This window comes from Serratia sp. MMO-28 (genome assembly GCF_037199905.1).
Taxonomy (GTDB): domain Bacteria; phylum Pseudomonadota; class Gammaproteobacteria; order Enterobacterales; family Enterobacteriaceae; genus Chania; species Chania oryzae.
Genome location: NZ_JBBCVB010000045.1, coordinates 1 through 18967 on the forward strand (window position 1 = coordinate 1; position 18967 = coordinate 18967).

General features: G+C 53.4%; 11 protein-coding genes and 1 pseudogene. 2 read left to right on the top strand and 10 right to left on the bottom strand.

Features of this window, described 5'->3' with window-relative positions:
* Positions 1–124 precede the first annotated feature (124 nt).
* Together WG891_RS25110 and WG891_RS25115 are read right to left on the bottom strand one after the other, a co-directional pair.
* Positions 125–1888, bottom strand: coding sequence for a restriction endonuclease subunit S (locus WG891_RS25110; RefSeq protein WP_337264890.1), 1764 nt, complete (start codon positions 1886–1888; stop codon positions 125–127).
* A pseudogene (locus WG891_RS25115) lies at positions 1888–2316 on the bottom strand (N-6 DNA methylase); the annotation flags it as partial. The pseudogene WG891_RS25115 and the gene WG891_RS25110, both read right to left, overlap by 1 nt.
* A 58-nt stretch (positions 2317–2374) precedes the next feature.
* Here WG891_RS25115 and WG891_RS25120 point away from each other — a divergent pair.
* A complete protein-coding gene (locus tag WG891_RS25120) occupies positions 2375–2626 on the top strand; it encodes a tyrosine-type recombinase/integrase (protein ID WP_337264906.1) in 252 nt (83 codons plus the stop codon).
* A gap of 119 nt (positions 2627–2745) precedes the next feature.
* Positions 2746–2919: a hypothetical protein gene (locus tag WG891_RS25125; protein ID WP_337264891.1), complete on the top strand. Its 174-nt coding sequence runs from the start codon at positions 2746–2748 to the stop codon at positions 2917–2919.
* A 471-nt stretch (positions 2920–3390) separates the two neighbouring features.
* On the opposite strand, the gene WG891_RS25130 is transcribed toward WG891_RS25125, so the two are convergent.
* The 8 genes from WG891_RS25130 to WG891_RS25165 form a co-directional block, all read right to left on the bottom strand.
* Entirely contained in the window at positions 3391–3957 is a 567-nt protein-coding gene (locus tag WG891_RS25130) for an SMI1/KNR4 family protein (protein WP_337264892.1), read from the bottom strand.
* Positions 3958–4225: 268 nt separating this feature from the next.
* Positions 4226–4762, bottom strand: a complete 537-nt coding sequence (locus WG891_RS25135) for a hypothetical protein (RefSeq protein WP_337264893.1) — start codon at positions 4760–4762, stop codon at positions 4226–4228.
* Positions 4762–6057 (bottom strand): VENN motif pre-toxin domain-containing protein, encoded by a 1296-nt coding sequence (locus WG891_RS25140; protein ID WP_337264894.1) that lies wholly within the window; start codon positions 6055–6057, stop codon positions 4762–4764. The genes WG891_RS25135 and WG891_RS25140 overlap by 1 nt, the downstream gene beginning before the upstream one ends.
* A 309-nt stretch (positions 6058–6366) precedes the next feature.
* Complete coding sequence (locus WG891_RS27145; RefSeq protein ID WP_443006353.1) at positions 6367–6606, bottom strand: hypothetical protein; 240 nt, start codon at positions 6604–6606, stop codon at positions 6367–6369.
* Between the two features lie 31 nt (positions 6607–6637).
* On the bottom strand, positions 6638–6994 hold the full coding sequence (locus tag WG891_RS25150; protein WP_337264895.1) for a hypothetical protein: 357 nt from the start codon (positions 6992–6994) through the stop codon (positions 6638–6640).
* Positions 6995–6996: 2 nt separating this feature from the next.
* On the bottom strand, positions 6997–16305 hold the full coding sequence (locus WG891_RS25155; RefSeq protein ID WP_337264896.1) for a hemagglutinin repeat-containing protein: 9309 nt from the start codon (positions 16303–16305) through the stop codon (positions 6997–6999).
* On the bottom strand, positions 16302–16856 hold the full coding sequence (locus WG891_RS25160) for a toxin-activating lysine-acyltransferase (RefSeq protein ID WP_337264897.1): 555 nt from the start codon (positions 16854–16856) through the stop codon (positions 16302–16304). The genes WG891_RS25155 and WG891_RS25160 overlap by 4 nt, the downstream gene beginning before the upstream one ends.
* A gap of 10 nt (positions 16857–16866) precedes the next feature.
* Complete coding sequence (locus WG891_RS25165; protein ID WP_443006355.1) at positions 16867–18576, bottom strand: ShlB/FhaC/HecB family hemolysin secretion/activation protein; 1710 nt, start codon at positions 18574–18576, stop codon at positions 16867–16869.
* Positions 18577–18967: the final 391 nt, after the last annotated feature.

An 18967-nucleotide genomic window follows, 5' to 3' on the forward strand; every position in this document is an offset into this window, starting at 1 on the left:
CACTGTGAGAATACTGTTTTGCCATATTTTGCCTCAGGTTCGTTGTATTGAATGAAGGCAGCATGTGGCAGCAGAGTTTTGTTAACAATATGAGTTCGCCGGACGCTTACGCATCGTCTGTTCCTTAGTTTAATGCTGCGTCAGTGAGCGCATCCGCTAGGTGGAGCTGGGTTTGCTGGGCGGATTGCAGGCGGGATTTTAATTGGTCCAAAAGAGAAAATAATGCTTCCACTTTTCTAACAACTCGTTCGAACTCATTAAGTGGTGGGCATGGCACAAATACTTGGCTAAGAATATCTAAATTAATATTTTTTTGAGCTGTTGAGGGGGCATATTTTTCTAATGACGACTTCATTGTTCTCATAAAAAAATCGAAATATTTAACAGGGATCTCTGAAATAAATGGGGAGTAGCCCACGACACTATCAGGAAAACAAGCGTCAAACTCTAATATTCCCGAGTCTGCAATGTTTGCTGCGATAGTGATACATAAAGTCCCTTTCGGCCAAAATCGGCTCTGCTTAACGCCCAATTCATTATACAACGCCGTAAATGTCTTAATAGTCCCATTCGAACGTGAAACATCTCCTGTTTGCACTAAAGGATACTTACCATCTACGTATAATGTAGGATCATTTCTAGGTCGGTGTTTAGATTTACCTCTAGCTAATTCACCAAGATCAGGCAGTCGACACCACTCCCACCCCTCCGGCAACTCAAACGGTTTTTCCTCATCACTCACTGGCGGCAACGGTTTTTGTTTTTTAATTTTTCCTTCTTTCACCAGTTGCGCTTTCTCCTGCTCAATACGTTTAAGCAATTCAGAAGCCGGTTCGTCGTTAGGATCTTGCGGCACCAGTTTACCCATCACGGCCAGTTGCAGAATGGTTTGCTTAAGCGCGTCGATACTGGCTTCGGTGGTAAACAGCGTGTCGAAGTGCTGGCTGATTCGCGCCCAGTTTTCAGCGAGTTCTTCGGTATTTAGGCTATCGCTCAGTGTTACCAACAGGGTTTCCACCAGTTGCTGATGTGCGTCCAAACTGGTTAGTGATTGTTGTTCCAGTTGGTCGCAGAGGAACATTAAGTCACGTGCTTTATTAACAATTCTTAATTGTTCTAATAATGGTGGAACTGGAATTTCAAAAAGCTCAAGGGTTTTTTTACTAAGACCTTCGATTGCCATTCCCACTTGACGTCCCCATATTAATTTTTGTATTACAGGGGATGTAATGGCTAAATGAAGAAAACTAATCATTTCTTTTTCAATTAACCTAATAATTGTCACGTGTTGATTAACATTCGCTTCACCAACGTTATTTGGGTAAATGGCACAGCGTCCTAAAGATGCACCAGTGATATTTAACAATATATCGAACGCTTCAACCTGAGAGCCATCCATTTGAGAATGAACCTCAGACGTAATAAATACTACATCATCCAACTTTAGCCCATCATTCCAAATATTCTGAGAGCGTAAAAAAGTGACTCCAGAAGAAACATAGGTACTTTGTCCTCCTCTAGGGGTACTTCCTGAACCGATTTTTGTAGCTATTTCTCCCAAACGTATTACATCCCACCCCTCCGGCAATTCAAACGGCTTTTCATCCTCGTTAATTTCCGGCAGCGGCTTCTGCTTTTTAATTTTCCCTTGCTTTACCAGCTCCGCTTTCTCGGCAGCAATACGCTTTAGTAACTCAGACGCCGGTTCATCATTCGGATCCTGGGGCACCAGTTTGCCGCGCACCGCCAGCTCCAGAATCAGCTCGCGCAGTTTTTTAATGCCGTAGAGGTCGATTTTGCCGTTACTGCCACGCCCGGCCGTGGAGCGGGTTTGCAGCGCAGAGGACCAGATATCGATATGGTCGGTGATCAGCTTCTCAACGGTCATCAGTGCGCCCCCTTGTTGCTTGCCAGCGCCGCACCAAGAATGTCACGTAGCTGGTTACGCAATTCGCTGATTTCAGCCTGCTGCGTCTGGTACTGTGCCAGTAATTCGTCAGGATCGTGGCTGATGGTTTCGCCCTGGTACGGGTTCTTGATATCGAGGTTAAAGTTGCGGGCGATGATATCGTCGATGCTGACTTTCCACGCCAGATTGTTCTCTTCACGGCTGGCAAAGCCGTCGGCTTCATTGCCCCACCAATCGATTTCCGCCTGGAATTCTTCAAACTTCATCGGTTTGGTTTTGCTGTAGTTCTTTACGCCGTCCGGGTACGGGTGCTCATAGAACCATACCTGTTTAGTCGGCTGACCTTTGGTGAAGAACAGAATATTGGTTTTAATACCGGTGTAGGGGTTAAACACACCGTTCGGTACCAACCCAAATATGCGCGGTGATGCGGCATTGCTTCCGGGCCGGTCTGGCCAGACGATGATGCTAGCGAATGTGACACAACGTTTGGCACTTGCGGTCAATCGAGCCGCCGTCATTCAACCCAGTTTGAAGACTAGGAAAGTATCACCACACATCCTCAGGCACACGACGGCCATGCATCTCTTGCAAAGCGGTGTTTCCTTCAATCTCATCGCTTTATGGCTTGGTCACGAGAGCGCGAATACGACACATCGCTATGTCGAAGCTAACCTGCAAATGAAGGAAGAAGTACTTTCTCGGCTTGATGCATGAACCTGCTGAAAACAGCGCCGTTGAACAGTTTGGATAAGAATTCAGAGTTGCATCTTAGAAACCAACCGCGAGGGCTGCGATGCCATAATGGCGTTCCAGCTTTACACACCAGTTCACTGATGAGGCAACGTGAAAACAACTCTGCGAGGCCAACCAACAGCAGCAGGACTTGGGAGAGTGAAAACGGCGAAGTGATTATCGGCGGCGACTGGCTCACCGAGTCCGGCATTGCCAGCGCTGAACAACTGAAGATGACCGCTGTGCCTAGAGTGATCAGGCTACAGCGGCGGTAAAAAGGACATAGAAGTCAAAAACAGTGGTTGGGATTCTTACTATCGCATCCTGAATCTAAGCATCAACCAGATCCCTAACGCTGCGATAGGTCCAGTTATAATTCCCAATATAAAACAATCCATTACCTTCTCCCAAGTAAAGCTAAAAAATCCTTTCTTGAAAAAATGAACAACACTAAACACCAAATTTAACGAAAAAAACAGGAGTATCATTGATGCAATGAAAGATATAACTAGATAGGAAAAAATTTTTATATCTATCTTCTTATTTTCCATTTCTGATGTCCTGCACTTCATCATCGATAAATTTCTGCCCAACGCAGCACCAACCGAACCATTTACAGTTCCGAGACCATCACTACGCTTGGTGTGATCAGGTTGCAAAGGTAAACGAATGGGTGATTTAGGGCTTAGAAGCCTTTACGGACCGCTCAAAGGGTTGGAACCTCCCTTGACAGATCGGTTTTATAGCTAATCAACCAAATTCAACTTGATGCTACCACCATCAGGAACATCCCTTATCTGCAATGCAATATTCGCTCTTGCTTTCATTGCCACAACAGATTTTTCCAGATAAAGATTATCTATCTCGTATCCGCCACCAACAACAAACGGTATCTTCGGTACTAACCGATAACCAGCAGGTATTGAGCCGTGCGTATTCTGCCATGCATTAGCTAATGGGTAACCTGTTAATACACTGTACTCTTCCAGTATGGTTTTACACCATTCATCTATATCGTTTGCAAGATACTCAAAAGAACCTGTTTCAGGCTCAAACGAGTATATTCCATTTTGTTTGATACAAAATTGCCCACCAAAAACATCCTCAGCGAAAAAAATGGCATCGCGTGCGAGATCGTCATAAAAGTCAATCCATAAACCACTTTCATTCCAGTCAAGAACCCCGATGTCATTACCTACAGTCTCAAAAGGAAAAACATGCAAAGCTGACTCAAAACCATAAAATCCATTTTTTTTGTTTAAAAGATTTATTAGCTCACCTACCAGTGGATAATTAGGTAAGCTAGAAATCACCTTGTCCCCCTTGCATGAGGATATATCATGGCTACATATGGATAACAATTTTTCTGAATATAATGACATTAATTAGCTTCCCTTGTCTGTTTTAAGGATGACAGATTACCCATTAGAAAAATCTTGGTATTGCGCCAAATAAATGCCCCATTTTTGGCATATTCCCAGGGGAAAATACATTGCGGAACTCCCTTCACATTAGGCTGAAAAGTGAAGGGAACTCAACTGATCTATATAATAAAACCCCACCATTGATGGCGGGGTTAATTTAGCAAACTGACTCTGTGAAATTGGCTACATCTACTTGTGTTAGGCTATTTATGAATAAGCTAGTAATACTTTTTCCCTCATTTAAACCCAAGTAAAAACCACCGCCACAATGTATCCAGTTGATATTATCATTTTCAATTATTTTGATTAAAATGGTATCTTCAGATACATATACTTGCATATCACATTTAAAGTTATCGATAAAGCGCTGTGAAAATTCGTTGTTGGCCGAATCCCCCCATAAGTCTAAATTAACAATCGGCACCCCAGATTCTTCACACGATAACTCAACCTGGCTATCCTTTACTTTATGGATAGAGTTGGCATCCATCATTACTAGCGTAACCGCAGATAAAAAACCATTTTCCGGTAATACGGCCAGCTCAAGCAAGCTTTTGCTACCATCGCCAACTCGCCAGTAAAGAGGTGCTTTACCTTTAGAGTCAACCAGTTTAATGTCAAGGGGAACGTAACCATCAATATCAATAGTTACGTTATTGTGTTCTTTGACTACAGAATCAATGATTATGTTCATTATTTATACAACGCATGTTTCAATACTGGATAAGGATCTGTCGGTCGTTGACTAAATACCAACTCCCAACGCCCAACTTGCATCATTTCATTAAACTTAATTCCCTGAGAGGATGCATCTCTAACAGCACTTTGAAGACTAGTCAACATTGCTTGACTCCCTTCGCTTGTACTGTGAGACAAACCATTTCGGGTTAAGTATTCACCCATATGCTTGGTTGCATTTGGGTTTACCCAGATAGTTTGCCCATCTACCGTTAATTCAAAAGATTTGGGAATTGATGTTCCAGGAATTGCAGGCTGAGTAGCTTTAATTGAATCAAAGACAGTTCCTGTTGTGTTCTTCGCTACATTAGCCGCAACCGCTTCAGCCTTTGCCGCTGCTGCTTCTGCAACAGTTTTACCAACGCCAATAGCACCTGCTGCACCTACACCACCCGGTGTAACTGCTTCAGCTATTTGCAATCCTGCGTTGTTGAGACAAATTGCTGGGGCACTCTTACACCCTTCCAGTGCTGCTTTGGCTGCAGCAGCTATTTCCGGCGAAGCCGCAACGATCAAGGCTCCACCTGCTGCAGCACCTATACCAGCAGAAACAATCAGGTTACCGTTCGCGACACCTTTGGCAATGTCAGTTTTGCACGCTGTATCACAATCCGGTGTTTTCCCTAACCAAAACCCAAGGTCTGACCCTATGCCAAGGTTATTGTTCTCAAGCGCGTTCTTCCCGGCCTGTCCTCCCGCTACAGCGTCAGCCGTGCTGTCACCCACAATACCACCGACCAAACCTGCTGCCAGGGTTCCCAGGGCGCTGATTGTCTGCCGTTGCTCTTCAGTCAGATCTTTACGCTCGATGCCAGGGTACATCTGCTGGGCGATATATTCACCCATTACCGCGCCGGATGCTCCCGCTAATGCGCTGTTGCCATTAACTGCCGCAGTCACCGCACCCAGCACCGCATGGGCCATCAGGTTGGCTTCGGTATTCACTGTCTTGCCGTCCGCACTGGTGGTCATGTTGTGAATGACCTCCGCCAGATACGGCGCACTGGCTCCCGCCAAGGCTTTAGCCATATCACCACCGGCCAGTCCCTGAATGGCCGCCGTTGCCGCCTGAATACCCTGCTGTAACGCGCTACCGGTGCCATATTGCTTCATGGCATCTTTATATTCTTTGGTTTCACGCAGTTGCTCGGCTGTCTTATCCGGGTACTTCTCTTTCGCGGCTTTGAGCCCGTTGATATCCCCCTGCGTTCGTGCAATATCAGCCGCCTGACTGCCGATTTCACCGATCAACTGTGCTTCTTTCAGCCGGTTTTGTTCTTTTTCCTTAATAAGCAGTCCGACGTTCGATCCCCAGGTTAACTCACGTTTCCCCTGTACAGTCAGCCAGTTACAACAACTTTTCGCCAGTGCATTTTCACACCACCAACTTTTTGCCCCGACGCGACTTTTACGCCCGTGACGCCATTTTCCCCAACCTGTTAAAGAGCAACTGCACCCACATCATAGCAGCGGCGTCAGCCGCTGCCATTACCGCTTTTCCGGGTTTTCTCCGCGGCGGCAGGCCGAACCCGGCCCCCCGTTACAACTGACGCTCCAGCATCATACGCTCTGGATCACTGTCGTCACCGACAAGCTACCTGGAATGAACTCTGCGAAGCCAGCCAAGACCGGCAAGATTTGGGGGCGGATTGGGTTCGGGAGAACGGCGAGGTGATTATCGGCGGCGACTGGCTCACCGAGTCCGGCATTGCCAGCGCTGAACAACTGGAAGTGACCGCTGCGCCCGGTGTGCTCCGGTTGCAGCGGTGGGAAGATGGGGGATTTAGGGCTTAGATGCAAGAACCCCGGCCAGTTGGCCGGGGTTCCTACCTTAACTTTGTTTTTGATAACGCTCATCTTGCTGAATAAGGGGCTCTATTTCCTCTTCCCATACTCGCTTCTGGAAGAGTTGGCCTTGGGTTGGCTCCATTCGGCTGTTAATACACTCCCGAATAGCTTTTACAGCCACATTGAACTCCTCTTTTTCCAACTCAGCTAACGTTATTTGATCTAATGGTAAATACAACATTATCTTTTCATGCATGTCTGGATAACGTTCCTGCAAAGCATCGTCAAACAATACCTCTAAAGCATTAGACCATGTTCTATTAAGGCCTATGGTAAGACCTTTCCCTTGATAGCTGCCATTATATGGTGGCTTATATCCCACGTTAACGAAAGAACCCATAATCACCTCATAATGATGATTTTACTTTGTTGATTTTTAGGTAAAGTTTTTATGTAGTCCATAAAAACCTTCTGGTTTGACGGTGTTAACACTGTAAAATCAACAGGAACTATGTCTGCTTTTTCCAGATGCTCAAGAATTTGTTTCTGGCCTCCTGGAATGTCTCCCGTCTTTAAGGGGGTAGTCATATTTTTTTCAAAAAATTTGTTAATCCCATCAATCTCTTTCTGAGACAAATTCTTTGTCGTATACATAAAGTCAACCGTTTTCCCAGCATTAGGCCCGGTGCTAATAATAAAATCAGCTGTTTTTCCACCTGTATCAGGCGCTCTTTCCAACGGCCCAAGAACACCTTCCAACCTTGCAGCAGCCGCAGCTTCTGCTGGGTTATACTTCCCGTTACCATTTACATCTGGCGTGTTTAAGCGGTCATGGCCTTCCAGAGGAGTCGAGCTAACTTTTACCTCCGTTATTCCATCACTATTTTTTTGAAGAACTGGGATTTTTCCTGTACCAGCAACGCCATCAGGTAATTTCTTGCCAGGCAGGAACAGCCCCGCCAACATTCCTCCTGTGGCTTCCAACGCAAGCTGGTTACCTTGCGCGGCTTCTTTCACCTGCCCGGCAACAGCTTCCCAGGTTTCACTCTTCATCAGAGCTTTCAGTGTATCAGCCGCAGCCTGATTTTTACCCGCCAGATCGTTTAATGCCTGAGTACAGTAACTATCGCCCATGGCGCAGGAGGTAAGCGCCATCGCCGCATCAGCACCGTAATCCGCCGTACCTAATACCGCATCGCCAGTATCTGCCGCCGCACCGATAATGCTGTTAACGATAGAAGAGAGAGTACCTTCGCCCAGTTTCTCCCTCACCTGATCTTTCAAGGTATTTGCTGTCTGTTTAACAGTTTCACGCGCCGCATCACCACTCAGCGAGTTATTGGTAACCACCGTTTGTCCGGTCTGTGCTCCTGCTATCACATCCGCTGTGCTGTTGCCTATCAAACCACCCGCTAACCCTGCCGCCAATGTCGCCAGCGCTGTGATCGTCTGTTTCTCTGTCTCGCTCAGCTCACTAACCGGTTTACCATAAGCATTGATCGCAATCATGCCCATCAATTCACCGGTGACTGCACCATCTGCTCCTACCAACGCATTATTGCCTTGGGCAGCCGCGAGGGCAGCGTTCACAGCAGCATGTGCCAGGGTTCGTGCAGCAGGATCATCCCGCAGACTATCGGCAATGATGTTGGTGATATAAGGTGCACTCGCCCCCGCCAACGCTTTCGACAGGTCACCCCCGGCCAAGCCCTGCACTGCTGCCGTCGCCGCCTGTACCGCTCGCTGGACTTTGCCCCCTGTCCCAAAATCAGAGTTGTTAAACGCCTTGTTATACGCTGTCTGGTAGATCTGGCTGTTAATATCCTCAGCCTTTGGTTCCTGCCCTGGGTGATCTTTCCGCCACTGTTTCTCGGCGGCATCACGGTCGGCCTGCGTCACATTCTGCATCTTGTCGTTCGCCGCTTTGGTGGCTTCTATCTGCCCTTGCGTGCGCACGATATCACTGACCTGACTCCCGATCTCCCCTATCAGCTGCGCTTCTTTGAGTCTATTTTGCTCGCGCTCCTTATCGAAGATTTTTTCCAGCCCAGGGTTGGCATTTTCCACATCGCGACTGAGATCCTCGACGTTCTGGGTCTGCTTATCTTTGTCACGGATAGTAATGGTGCCTTCACTCACTGCCGACTGAGTCGTTGAACTGGCGCTACCGCTACCATTCACCCCGGTCAGCAGGCCATTCGCCATATTCCCTGCGAACTGTCCGCCAATATTCCCACCCGAGCTGATACCCACACTCTGGTGCTCAACATCATACTCGGCCTGGTTCTCGATATTGCTGAAGCCCAGCGTACCCGTATCGAGTTTATTCTTGTCTGCCGTCGCTGTCGAACCGATGACCGCCCCGTTCAACTGGGTATGCTCACCCACGGTGATATCAAAGCCACTTTTCCCGGCAAAGACCCCGGTCTGCTCCTGCACGCTGTCGTAGGTCGAGTGCATCTTGTCGCGACTCAGATTGATCGAACCACTGGCAGAGCCGAACCCGACGCTGCCACCCGCGCTGGCATTCTGTTGCTTCGAGTCGTAGTTGTCGCTGTCGCGCTCACTGGTGAGCGTCAGGTTGCGACCCACATCCATCGTCACCTTCTCACCGCTCACCTGTGCCCCGGTCAGCGTGGTGTCGCGCCCGCTGGTGATATTGAGATTGTTACCGGCGTTCAGCGTGGTTTCTGTGTGGGTCAGCAGATTGCCGCTCTCAGAGCCGCTACCTTTGTTGGCGCTGGCGTTCAGCGTCAGGCCGTTTTTGCCCTGACCGAAGTTCACGCCCACACCGACAGATCCGCCGTGGCTTTCGTTCTTGCCATCCACCGTTTGGGTGTTCTGGGCGGAAAGCAGATTGACGTCCCGCGCCGCATTCAGGTTGATATCCTTCCCGGCCTGCAATTGGCTGCCCTGAACGTTGATATCGGTACCGGTTGAGCGGATATTCAGATTGTTGCCTGCGGTCAGGGTGCTGCCCTGGCTCTGCGATTGCACGGTAGTCTGCTCAGATTTCGACGACTGGCTGCCGTAGGAGAGGTTCAGCCCCACCAGGCTGGTGTTTTCATCCCCAGCGTTGCGCAATTCATTAGCCTGGGCGGCCTGTACACCGCTTAGCGCCGACTTCATTCCCTGCAAGGCAGCAAGACGCCCACTGCTTTCTTTGCTGGCGTCGTTGGCGCTGGAGACTGCCGAACTCACCGCACTGCCCACCGTGCCGGAGAGCGCCAGCGTCAGGCCGCTCTGTTTCTGCTCCACTACATGCTTCTGTTGGCTCTGGTTTTCTGCGGCGAGGACATTGACTTCCTTGCCGGTCAGATTGATATCTTTTCCGGCCAGCACATCAGAGCCTTTCACCGTCAGATTATTACCTGCATTCAGGGTCACATTCCCCTGGGTGCTGCCCACGGTGCTGCCGACGCTGGTCTGGGATTTGCCGTCATCGGTGGTTTTGGTGTCATTGGTGCCGTAGCTGAACCCAATCCCGCCGGTGCCGGACAGCCCGCTTTTCTTCTCCTGCAGCATATGGGTTTCATCCCGCTGCTCGGTTGCCGCCTGCAGGCTCAGATTGTTACCGGCGGAAAGAGCCACATCTTGCGTAGCGGCCACGCTGCTGCCCGTGACGGTCAAATCACGTCCGGCCTGCATGCTCACGCTGTCGCCACTCAACTGGCTGCCATTGACAGTCTGTTGGCTAATGGTGTCACGCAACTCGGTGGTGGTTTTCGAGAGCATGCCGCTGCTGCCGGTGGCCTTGTAATGCTGATCCAGCGTGTTGGTGTCAAGGCCATGCTGAATGTTGATATCGTTACCTGCCGCCACACTGAGTTTTTCACCGGCAGAGACGTTGCCTGCGGTGATATTGACATCGTGTCCGGCACCCAGTTGCACGTTTCCTGCACCGACGATTTCGCTGCCGACCTGCTGGCTGCTGGAGTGGTGCTGCCAGTTGTCGCCCCAGTTGAGGTTGTCTTTGCTGCCGGTGGTGACGGTATTGAGGTTCAGGTCACGCCCCGCCGTAATAGAGGTGGTTCCGCCTTCGCCGCTGTTGACCACCTGCGCCGCCGTTAGATTCACATCGCGCCCGGCTTGCAGCGCCAGCGTGCCATCCGGTTGCTGCACATACAGCCCGGCGACGCGGTCCAGCGTATTACGTGCAAAATCGCCACCGGCGCTCTCGGCGCTGCGGGTGGTGGTGATGGCGTTGATATCCCGCCCGGCGGTCGCCACCAGGCTTTGTTGCCCGGCGATCACGCCGCCGACGTTATTAATATCGGTACGCGCTTTCAGCGCCACATCGTTACCCTGGATCAGACCGCCCAGGTTGTTGATGTTCTCCGCCAGGATCTGCGTGCTCTGCTGGCCGTTGATGCGCCCGCTGTTGGTCAGATCGCCGCTCAGGTTCAGGCCAACGTTTTTCCCGGCCAGCAGCGCGCCGCTGCCGTCCAAATCCCCCGCCTTGACGGTGGCATACACCTGCGGCACCAGCACCTGCTGGGTGCTGCCGTCAGGCAGCGTCACGGTCTGGGCTACCAGCCAGACAATATCACCCGTCAGCAGCGCCATCTGTTCAGCGGTGAGCGCGACGCCCAACGTCAGGTTGTATTTCTTGCCGAATTCCACCCCGTTGTTCATCAGGGCCTTGTACTGCTCTTCGTCGTTCTGGAAGCCGTCGAGATAACGGTTGCCGGTCAGGGCGATCACCTGCTCGCGGATCAGCCGCTGCTCGTAATAGCCATCCCCCAGGCGTTTCAGCACGTTGTTCGGATCGGTGGTGAAGGCGTTCATCATGTAATCCGAGCCCAACCACTGTTTCTGGTTGGTGAAGCGCGGATCGGTTTCCACCAGATACGGGCTGCTGTCCGGGCGTACCTGGAACAGGCTGTTGTCCGGCAGTTGGGTGTTTGGCCCCACCAGGCGCACCACCTTGCCCGAATCGCCAAGGCTTACCTCGAAGGTTTTGCCCGCAGGCAGGGTGATGGCACCCGGTACCACCGGCAGCAGGTTTCCTGCGCTCGGCCCGGCAATCGGCGCGGCATTAATGCCTGCTGCACCCTGGATATCGCCATTGATATCGGCTTTTTGCTGTGCATCGATCACCAGACTGCTGCCCTGGCCCTGGGTATATTCCGCCAGGGTGCTCGGCTTCAGCGTGATGGCCTGGATCACCGTCGGTGGCTGGTAATCGACGTCGTCGACATTGGAGGAGTCACCGCCTTTACTCTGATGGCGTGAATAGTAGGTGGCAACACCGACGTCGTTGATCTGGCGGTTGGCTTCCACCTCGACGTTATCCAGCGTCCCGGCCTGCAGCGCGAGTGCGCCACCGGCGATGATCTGGCTCTTGTCATTGAGCACACTGCCCGCATTGATGCTGAGGTTGCCGCCAGCAATGATTTTGGCCGGGTCAGACTCTTTTACGCGATCTTCGGTGATGGTGCGGGTGTAGTCGTAATGGGTAAAACGGTCACCGTCGGTGGTGTGGCAGATCACCCCTTCAATACACAGGACGTTCACTTCATCCTGGTAGATGTAGATGGTGTAATCCTTGTCGTTGTAACGCACGCCGTTATTGAGGCGGGCGACTTCGTATTCGGAGATCTGCTCCTGGGAAACCAGCACGTTTTCCAGCGAGAAGTGGTCGTTGACGTTGTTGATTTGCCCGATATTGAGCGCCATATCCCCGGCGGACTCAATGGTGGAACTGTGATTGTTCAGCACCCCGCCCTGACCGATGGCCTGATAGTTACCATCCAGCGCCCCGCCAATCGCCATAAATCCATCGCTGTAAATCAGCGCATGGTCGTAGTTGTTGAGGGTGCCGACACCGATATCCAGCCGTTGCCGGGCGGCAATCGTCGCCGCCTGACCGTTCTCCGCCAGGTTGTTCAATGTCCCAGCCTGGATAGCGAGCGCATCGCCGTAAATACGGCCACTGCCGATATTGTTGACGGTGGTGCCGTTGAGGCGGGTATAGAAACCGTCAATCAGGCCGTAGTTGGTCAAGGTCTGGGTGGCGGTGAGTTGCGTGGTGCCTGCACTGATTTCCGCGTTGGCGCTGTTGAACAGGTTAGTGGCGGTCAGATCCAGTTGGTTACCTGCCTGGATCAGCGACTGGTTGGTCAGAGTGCCCTGGGTGGTCAAGCTCAGGTCATGGCCCGCCTGGACTGATCCGGTATTGAAGAAATCCTGCGCCAACGTGAGCGACATATCGCCCAGCGACAGCAGCGAGCCGTCGCCAGTCAGGGAACCGCTGTTCAACGTGAGTTGCTGACCCGCTTCCATGGCACCGGCGCTATTGGTGATCTGTTGTGCCTGGGTGTGCAGGCTGTTCTGTGCACTCAACAATCCCGAGGTATTGTTCAGGCTGCCGCTCAGGTTGAGCATCAGCGCATTATCCACGCGCAGCGCACCCTGGCTGTTATCGACATCCACCGCATTCAGCGTCAGGCTGCCGCCCTGGATGCCATGTTGTGCATCGAGAGTATTCTGGTTGAAGATGCTGGCAGCGTTCAGGGTGACATTCAGCGCCCCCTGGATCAGCCCGGCCCCGTTGTCGATCACCGATTGAGCCGCGTTAAGCGCCATATTGCCCAGCGCCTGGATCTGGCCCTGCTGGTTGTTGATTTGGCAGGCGGTGAGATCCAATGTGCCTTTGCTGAACAGGTTGCCTAGCTGGCTGTTATCGAACGCGGCGGTATTGAGCGCCATCGCTCCGCCGGAGGCTAGCAACCCGTGCTGATTGTTCACCTCGGCGGTGGTCAGCGACAGATCACCCTGCGCACTGAGGGTGCCGTGCTGGTTATCGAGCGCAAAGCCTTGAGTATTCCATTGCATATCCTGACCGGACTGCAAGGTACCCCAGGCGTTATTCAGCGCCTGCGTCAGGGCATTGATACTGCCCAGTGCGGCGATCTGGCCCTGCAGGTTATTGACGGCCCCGGAGGTCAGAGTCAGTTGCTGGTTACTGATCAGCACACCCTGCTGATTGTCGAGCAGGCCAGTGTTAAGCGTCAGCGAACCCTGGCTGGTAATGCCGCCCTGGTCACCGCTGTGGGTGTTGCTGAGGGTTCCACCTTGAGTGTCGATCAGCAGATCCGCCGCACTTTGCAGCAAACCGCCGTCATCATTGAGCAGGCCGGTGTTAAACAGTGACAAATGACTGAGAGAAGCCAGTTGGCCGCCCCGGTTATCCAGTAACCCGGTATGCAACTGCGTATCACCACCGCCCACCAGTTTGCCCTGGCGGTTATCCAACGCACCGCTGGAGAGCGACAGCGCCCCGGTTGCGCCGATCAATCCGCCTGCCGAGTTATCTATCGTCTGGCCGTGGGTGTTCAGCGTCAGTGCCGCACCGGACTGCACGCTGCCCGCCTGGTTGTTGAGAGCACCGCTGCTGAGTGCCAGCCCCTTATCCGCCAGAATTTTGCCTGCGGCATTGTTGATATTGCCGGTCTGGGCATTCAGGGTGCTGGCCGCAATCTGGCCGTTGCGGTTATCGAGGTTACCGGTCGCAAGCTGCATATCACCTGCGCTGACAATGCCGCCCTGTGCGCCGCTGTTGCGGTTCACCACCTCGGCACCGCGACTGTTCAAGCTCAGTGCTGAACCCGCCTGCATCAGCCCGCCTGTGTTGTCCACCGCACCGCTGAGTGAGGTCAAACGGCCATCGGCGGCAATCAGGCCGTCACGGTTATTGAGCGCACCGTCCAGGGTCAACGTCAGATCGTGCTTGTCGGCAGCAATCAGTTGGCCCTGCTGATTGTTCAGGGTTCCCGCCGTCAGCGATAACGCGCCGTTGGAGAAGATGTTCCCCTCCTGATTGTCGAACAGGTCGGTGACGTTGAGGTTCAACGTGCCGCTGCCGGTCTGGGTCATCTGCCCGCCACGGTGCGACAAGCTCCCGGCGTTAAGGGTGATATTTCCCGCCTGGGTAGTGGTGTTATCCAGTTGCAGTTGGGTACCGCTGAGCGCCAGACTGCCGTTGGACAGTACAGCGCCCTTATCACCGTTCATCTTCGCAGCCTGAATGGTCAACGCACCGTCACCGGCATGTACAATCGTACCCTGCTGGTTGTTGAGGTTGGCGGTATTGAGCGTCAGGTTTTTACTATTACTGGCGATAGTGCCTGCACGGTTGTTGATGCTGCTGGCGTGGGACAGCGTCAGATCCTGCTGCCCGAGCTGCTGCACGGTACCCTGCTGGTTGGAGAGGGCCTTGGCGGTCAGTGCAAGCTGGTCGGCACTGAGTTTACCGCCGTCGTTATTGAGCATCCCGCCGGTACGTGCGGAAAGTGTTTGCGTTGCTGCCAGATTGGCCCCGGCGGTGCTGATATCGCCCACCGTGGCCTGAAGATCGATGTTATTGCCATAGGTCTGGCTGCCGCTGAGATCCAGCGCGGTGCCGGTGGCGGAAAGTTGGCCCGCTGCCGAGTTTTGCCCGTTGGCGGTGAGTTGCCCCTGGCTGTTGAGGGTCAGGTTGCCGCTGCTGCCGAGTTTGCCATCGCTGGCCATCCCCGCTGCCAACACCCCTTGTGCGGTGCTGTTAATGCTGGCTGCGGTGAGTGTGGTGTTACCCTGTGCGGCCACAATCCCGCTGTTGGTCAGTGCGCCACGGCTCTGCACCTGGGTATCTGCCCCGGCGTACAGCTTGCCGCTGTTGGTGATATCCCCAGTGGTCGTCACCTGGACGGCCTGAGAAGCGGTCATCGCCCCGCTGTTGGTGAGTGTGCCGTCGGCATTGACCACCACGTCACCGGCAATCGCATTGAGCGCCCCGGCGTTGTGCACGCCCACCCCGGCCTCGGTGCCCAGCAGGCGGATTTTATTGGCGTACATACCGCCCAGTTGGGATACATCCACCGCCACCTGTGGGCGCGGGCTGCCGTCAGCGGTCTTTGCTGCGACTGTTTGATGTGCGGCATCCACCTGGTTGCGCCCGGTGGTCACCGCCAGATCGCTGGCCCACAGCCCGGCATTGATTTTGACCGAACGGGCGATCAGATCGGTATGATCCTGCAGGCTGCTGTCCAGCCCCTTGCCCTGTATGACGATTTCACCGCGTTCGACGTTATAGCCGGTCAGTTGGCCGTTGGTCATCTGCGCCTGACCAGTGGTGAGCGTGGCGCGGTTGGCGTTGATAAAGCCACAACCGCTACAGGTGATACCTGCCGGGTTGGCGATCACCACCTGCGCTTTCTGCCCGGCCACTTCAATAAAGCCGTTCAACTGGCTCGGATCACGGGCGTTGACCTCGTTGAGGATCACTTTGGCTTCGCCTTTTGCCAGCCACGGGTTGGCGGTCACCATCCCGGCGATCTGGGTCTGGGTGTTGAGGTGGCTGTTGTTGAGCACCACGCCCTTGTTATCCACGTCGAACTGGCTGTAGACGTTGCGCGAAACGCCCTCGGCGCTTGGCGTCTGGATATTGACCTGCGGCGTGCCGTTGGCACTGCTGATGATGGTCGGCTGCTGGTTGCCCGGCGCACTGCCATCGGCCACGATATTGGCCTGCACCGGCTGTATAGCCCCCAAGGCCAGTAGCACCGCAAAACTCAGTCCATGAACTTTACCTATCATCTGGCTGAGGGTATGACCGGTACCCGACGGCGACGATGCGGTCCCAGCACGGCCAGCCCCGGCGATATCGGGCACCACCATCAGCATGCCACGCGCCTGGTTGAAAATGAGTCGGTATAAATTCTTGTTCACGGCAACATCCTTGATTGGTCTTGCGGGTATTCGGGTAGAGAAACAGATAATGGGTTGGCGGCCCGCCAGGCGCGAGCCTGCGCATGACTAACCTGGTCACCCTTGAAATTCATCACGCGTTTACCGCGTTGTGCGCCACGGTGATAAAGGGAACGAAAACAGTGCTCAGGGAACAGCACGGCCCCTACCAGGCGGCGCATCGCCCGGACATCGCCAAACGGCGCGATCCAGTCGCGGAGCCACAGGCGATCGCCGCTGGCCCAGTCATCTTCCTGCACCAGAATGGCCGGTTGCGTGAGATAGCGCGCTTCCGCCTCCGCGCTCAGCCACATCCAACTGAGGAAAAACAGCGGCTGTGTACCCCGGCTGACCAGCATATAGTGCTGGTGTTTGATAATCGGCAACAATACCGTGGGCAACGCATGCAATGGCAGATCCCGGTGCTGTGGCGAATGCATCCACAGCCAGACAGAAGCACCCAGGACTTCGGCCTCACTGCGGTCGCCCCCCAGTATCAATGGGGCATGCACGTCATACGCACCTATCAGCATCGTCTTACCCTTAAAAATCCCAGTTCAGTGTGAAACCCAGCGTCACCGGGCTGGTCTTGAAGCCGTCCGGTTTGGAGAGCGGTACACCGGCAAACAGGTCGTAGCGGGTCTTGAAGGCGCTGCCGCGCACGCCGAGTACGCTACCGGCCAGATTAGTCCCCACCAGATTTTCGGTGCCACGACCGCTGACATGGCCGTAATCGGCCCCCAGATACAGTTCCTGATTGGGGACCGGCGTCGTCCAGGCCAGCTCGTTGCGCAGCGTCCAGCCCGCATTGGAATTGAGGGTACGCTCACCGTCAAAGCCGCGTACCGTAAAGCGGCTGCCGATGGCAAACTGGTCCTGTGGCGTCAGCGGGGTGTTGCTCATCTGGCGCTGATATTGAACGTTGTAACGGAAGGTCTGTTTGCCCAATGCAAACGGCGCGTTCAGTTGGCTGGAAAGTTGGATAATCTTGCTCAGCGCGGTGGCATCACCGTAATACTCTTCCGGCGCAGGCAATGCGCCGAACCAGCGGGTGCCACGCTGATAGCTGATACCGGCATCCAGCGTCGCCTGCTGGATAAAGTGACGGTGTTGCAGCCCCATGCGCCAGCCTGCGGTGCGGCGGCGCTGCACTTCCACTTCTGTGTCATTGATGTAGTTCTTCGACCCGCGCGTCAAGATATCGTAGGTGAAGGTGGTTTTCTGAGTGCCGCTGCGGTGCAATACGCGGCTCAGTTGCACCGTCAGGTTCTGGCTATCGCCGCTGTAGCGGTAATCCCCGTTCAGCCCTGCCACGGTCTGGTGATAGTCGTAGTCGTTGGCGGTCACTGACAGCATCGCGTAGCGGAACGGTACCGAGTAATGAGCGGTGATGTTTTTGCTGCTCTTGGCATTGCCGGGTTGCAGCGCTCGGGTGCCGGAAATATAGAACAGGTCGCTGAGTGACAGCGGATTATCCAGCGAGAAGGTCAATCCCCCCTGGTAACGCCCGGTGCCTTTCGAACCGGAGTCGTCCAGCGACGCGCCCAGCCGCCAGATTTTGGCCTGTTGCCAATGCAGCAGAATGTCGCTTTCGCCGGGTTTTTCACCGGGGACGATTTCCATCTTGGCCTGCACGGTCGGCAGACGCTGCAGGTTCTCCAGCCCTTGCTCGACAGCACGTAAGTCCAATAATTGACCGGCTCTCGGTGGGAACGCATTGAACAGCGTGATATAGCTCCCGCTGTCCGGCGTCAGTTTCACCTGACGGATAAAACCGGGCAGGATGGTGAGTTGCAACGTCCCGCTTTTTAAATCCTGCTGCGGGGCCAGTACGCGGGTGGTGATATAGCCGTGATCCACCAGGCGGTTCTGCATGGTGCTCATCAGCAGGTTGATACCCTTGCCGCCCAGACACTGACCCTGCGCCTGATTGGCGATGCGTTGTAACGGCAACCAGCGCGGCAACGCTTCCTGCCCACTCAGAGTCACACGATCAATGTTGAAGCAGGTTTTTTCCTGCGGGAATGCCAGGCGCCCCAACCGCGCAGCCGGAGGCAGCAGACGCACATCGGGCGTAGGGGGCAATAGCTGCTGTTCCAGCGCGCGTTGGCGCTGCTGCTGCAAGATCACTTGTTCGTTGTTATTGATGGCGCTAGCGGCAAATACCATAGGTGAAACCATCAGGAACGCAGGCACAGCAACAACGCAGGTGCGGAAATAACGCGCCCGACGGATAAAACGGGGGGATGGCATCAAACAATCCTTGTTGGAAAACGCTTAATATTTGCTTATATAAATTTTGCGCGAATATTAACCATGCGTAGACTGGTTTGCAACGACTATTCACCCGTCCCTCAATAAAGGTCTGAACGTTGCCTGCCCTTCTGGATTTGAGTGGCGTGTCTTTATTGCCATGCCTTCACTGCCTGTCTCGTCACACTGAGGTGGTTGAACATTCATCATGCGTTACCCTATACTCCCGCCCGGTTTATAACCCATGGATGTCGGGATGCCCATAATGCGCTATCTGTCATCCTGTGGCGGTAAAGCAGGGATGCAGACCTCGTTTATTTCAATCTCAGGTTCATCCTCTTTTTCCCGTCAATTGCTTATTTGATTTCGTTTTCTGCTAGCGTGCCTGTGA

What these genes read in the sequence shown, in the direction of transcription:
- WG891_RS25165 (WP_443006355.1), bottom strand. Translation starts at nt 18,576, where the DNA reads ATGCCATCCCCCCGTTTTATCCGTCGGGCGCGTTATTTCCGCACCTGC.
- WG891_RS25160 (WP_337264897.1), bottom strand. Translation starts at nt 16,856, where the DNA reads ATGCTGATAGGTGCGTATGACGTGCATGCCCCATTGATACTGGGGGGC.
- WG891_RS25110 (WP_337264890.1), bottom strand. Translation starts at nt 1,888, where the DNA reads ATGACCGTTGAGAAGCTGATCACCGACCATATCGATATCTGGTCCTCT.
- WG891_RS25125 (WP_337264891.1), top strand. Translation starts at nt 2,746, where the DNA reads ATGAGGCAACGTGAAAACAACTCTGCGAGGCCAACCAACAGCAGCAGG.
- WG891_RS25120 (WP_337264906.1), top strand. Translation starts at nt 2,375, where the DNA reads ATGCTAGCGAATGTGACACAACGTTTGGCACTTGCGGTCAATCGAGCC.
- WG891_RS25135 (WP_337264893.1), bottom strand. Translation starts at nt 4,762, where the DNA reads ATGAACATAATCATTGATTCTGTAGTCAAAGAACACAATAACGTAACT.
- WG891_RS25150 (WP_337264895.1), bottom strand. Translation starts at nt 6,994, where the DNA reads ATGGGTTCTTTCGTTAACGTGGGATATAAGCCACCATATAATGGCAGC.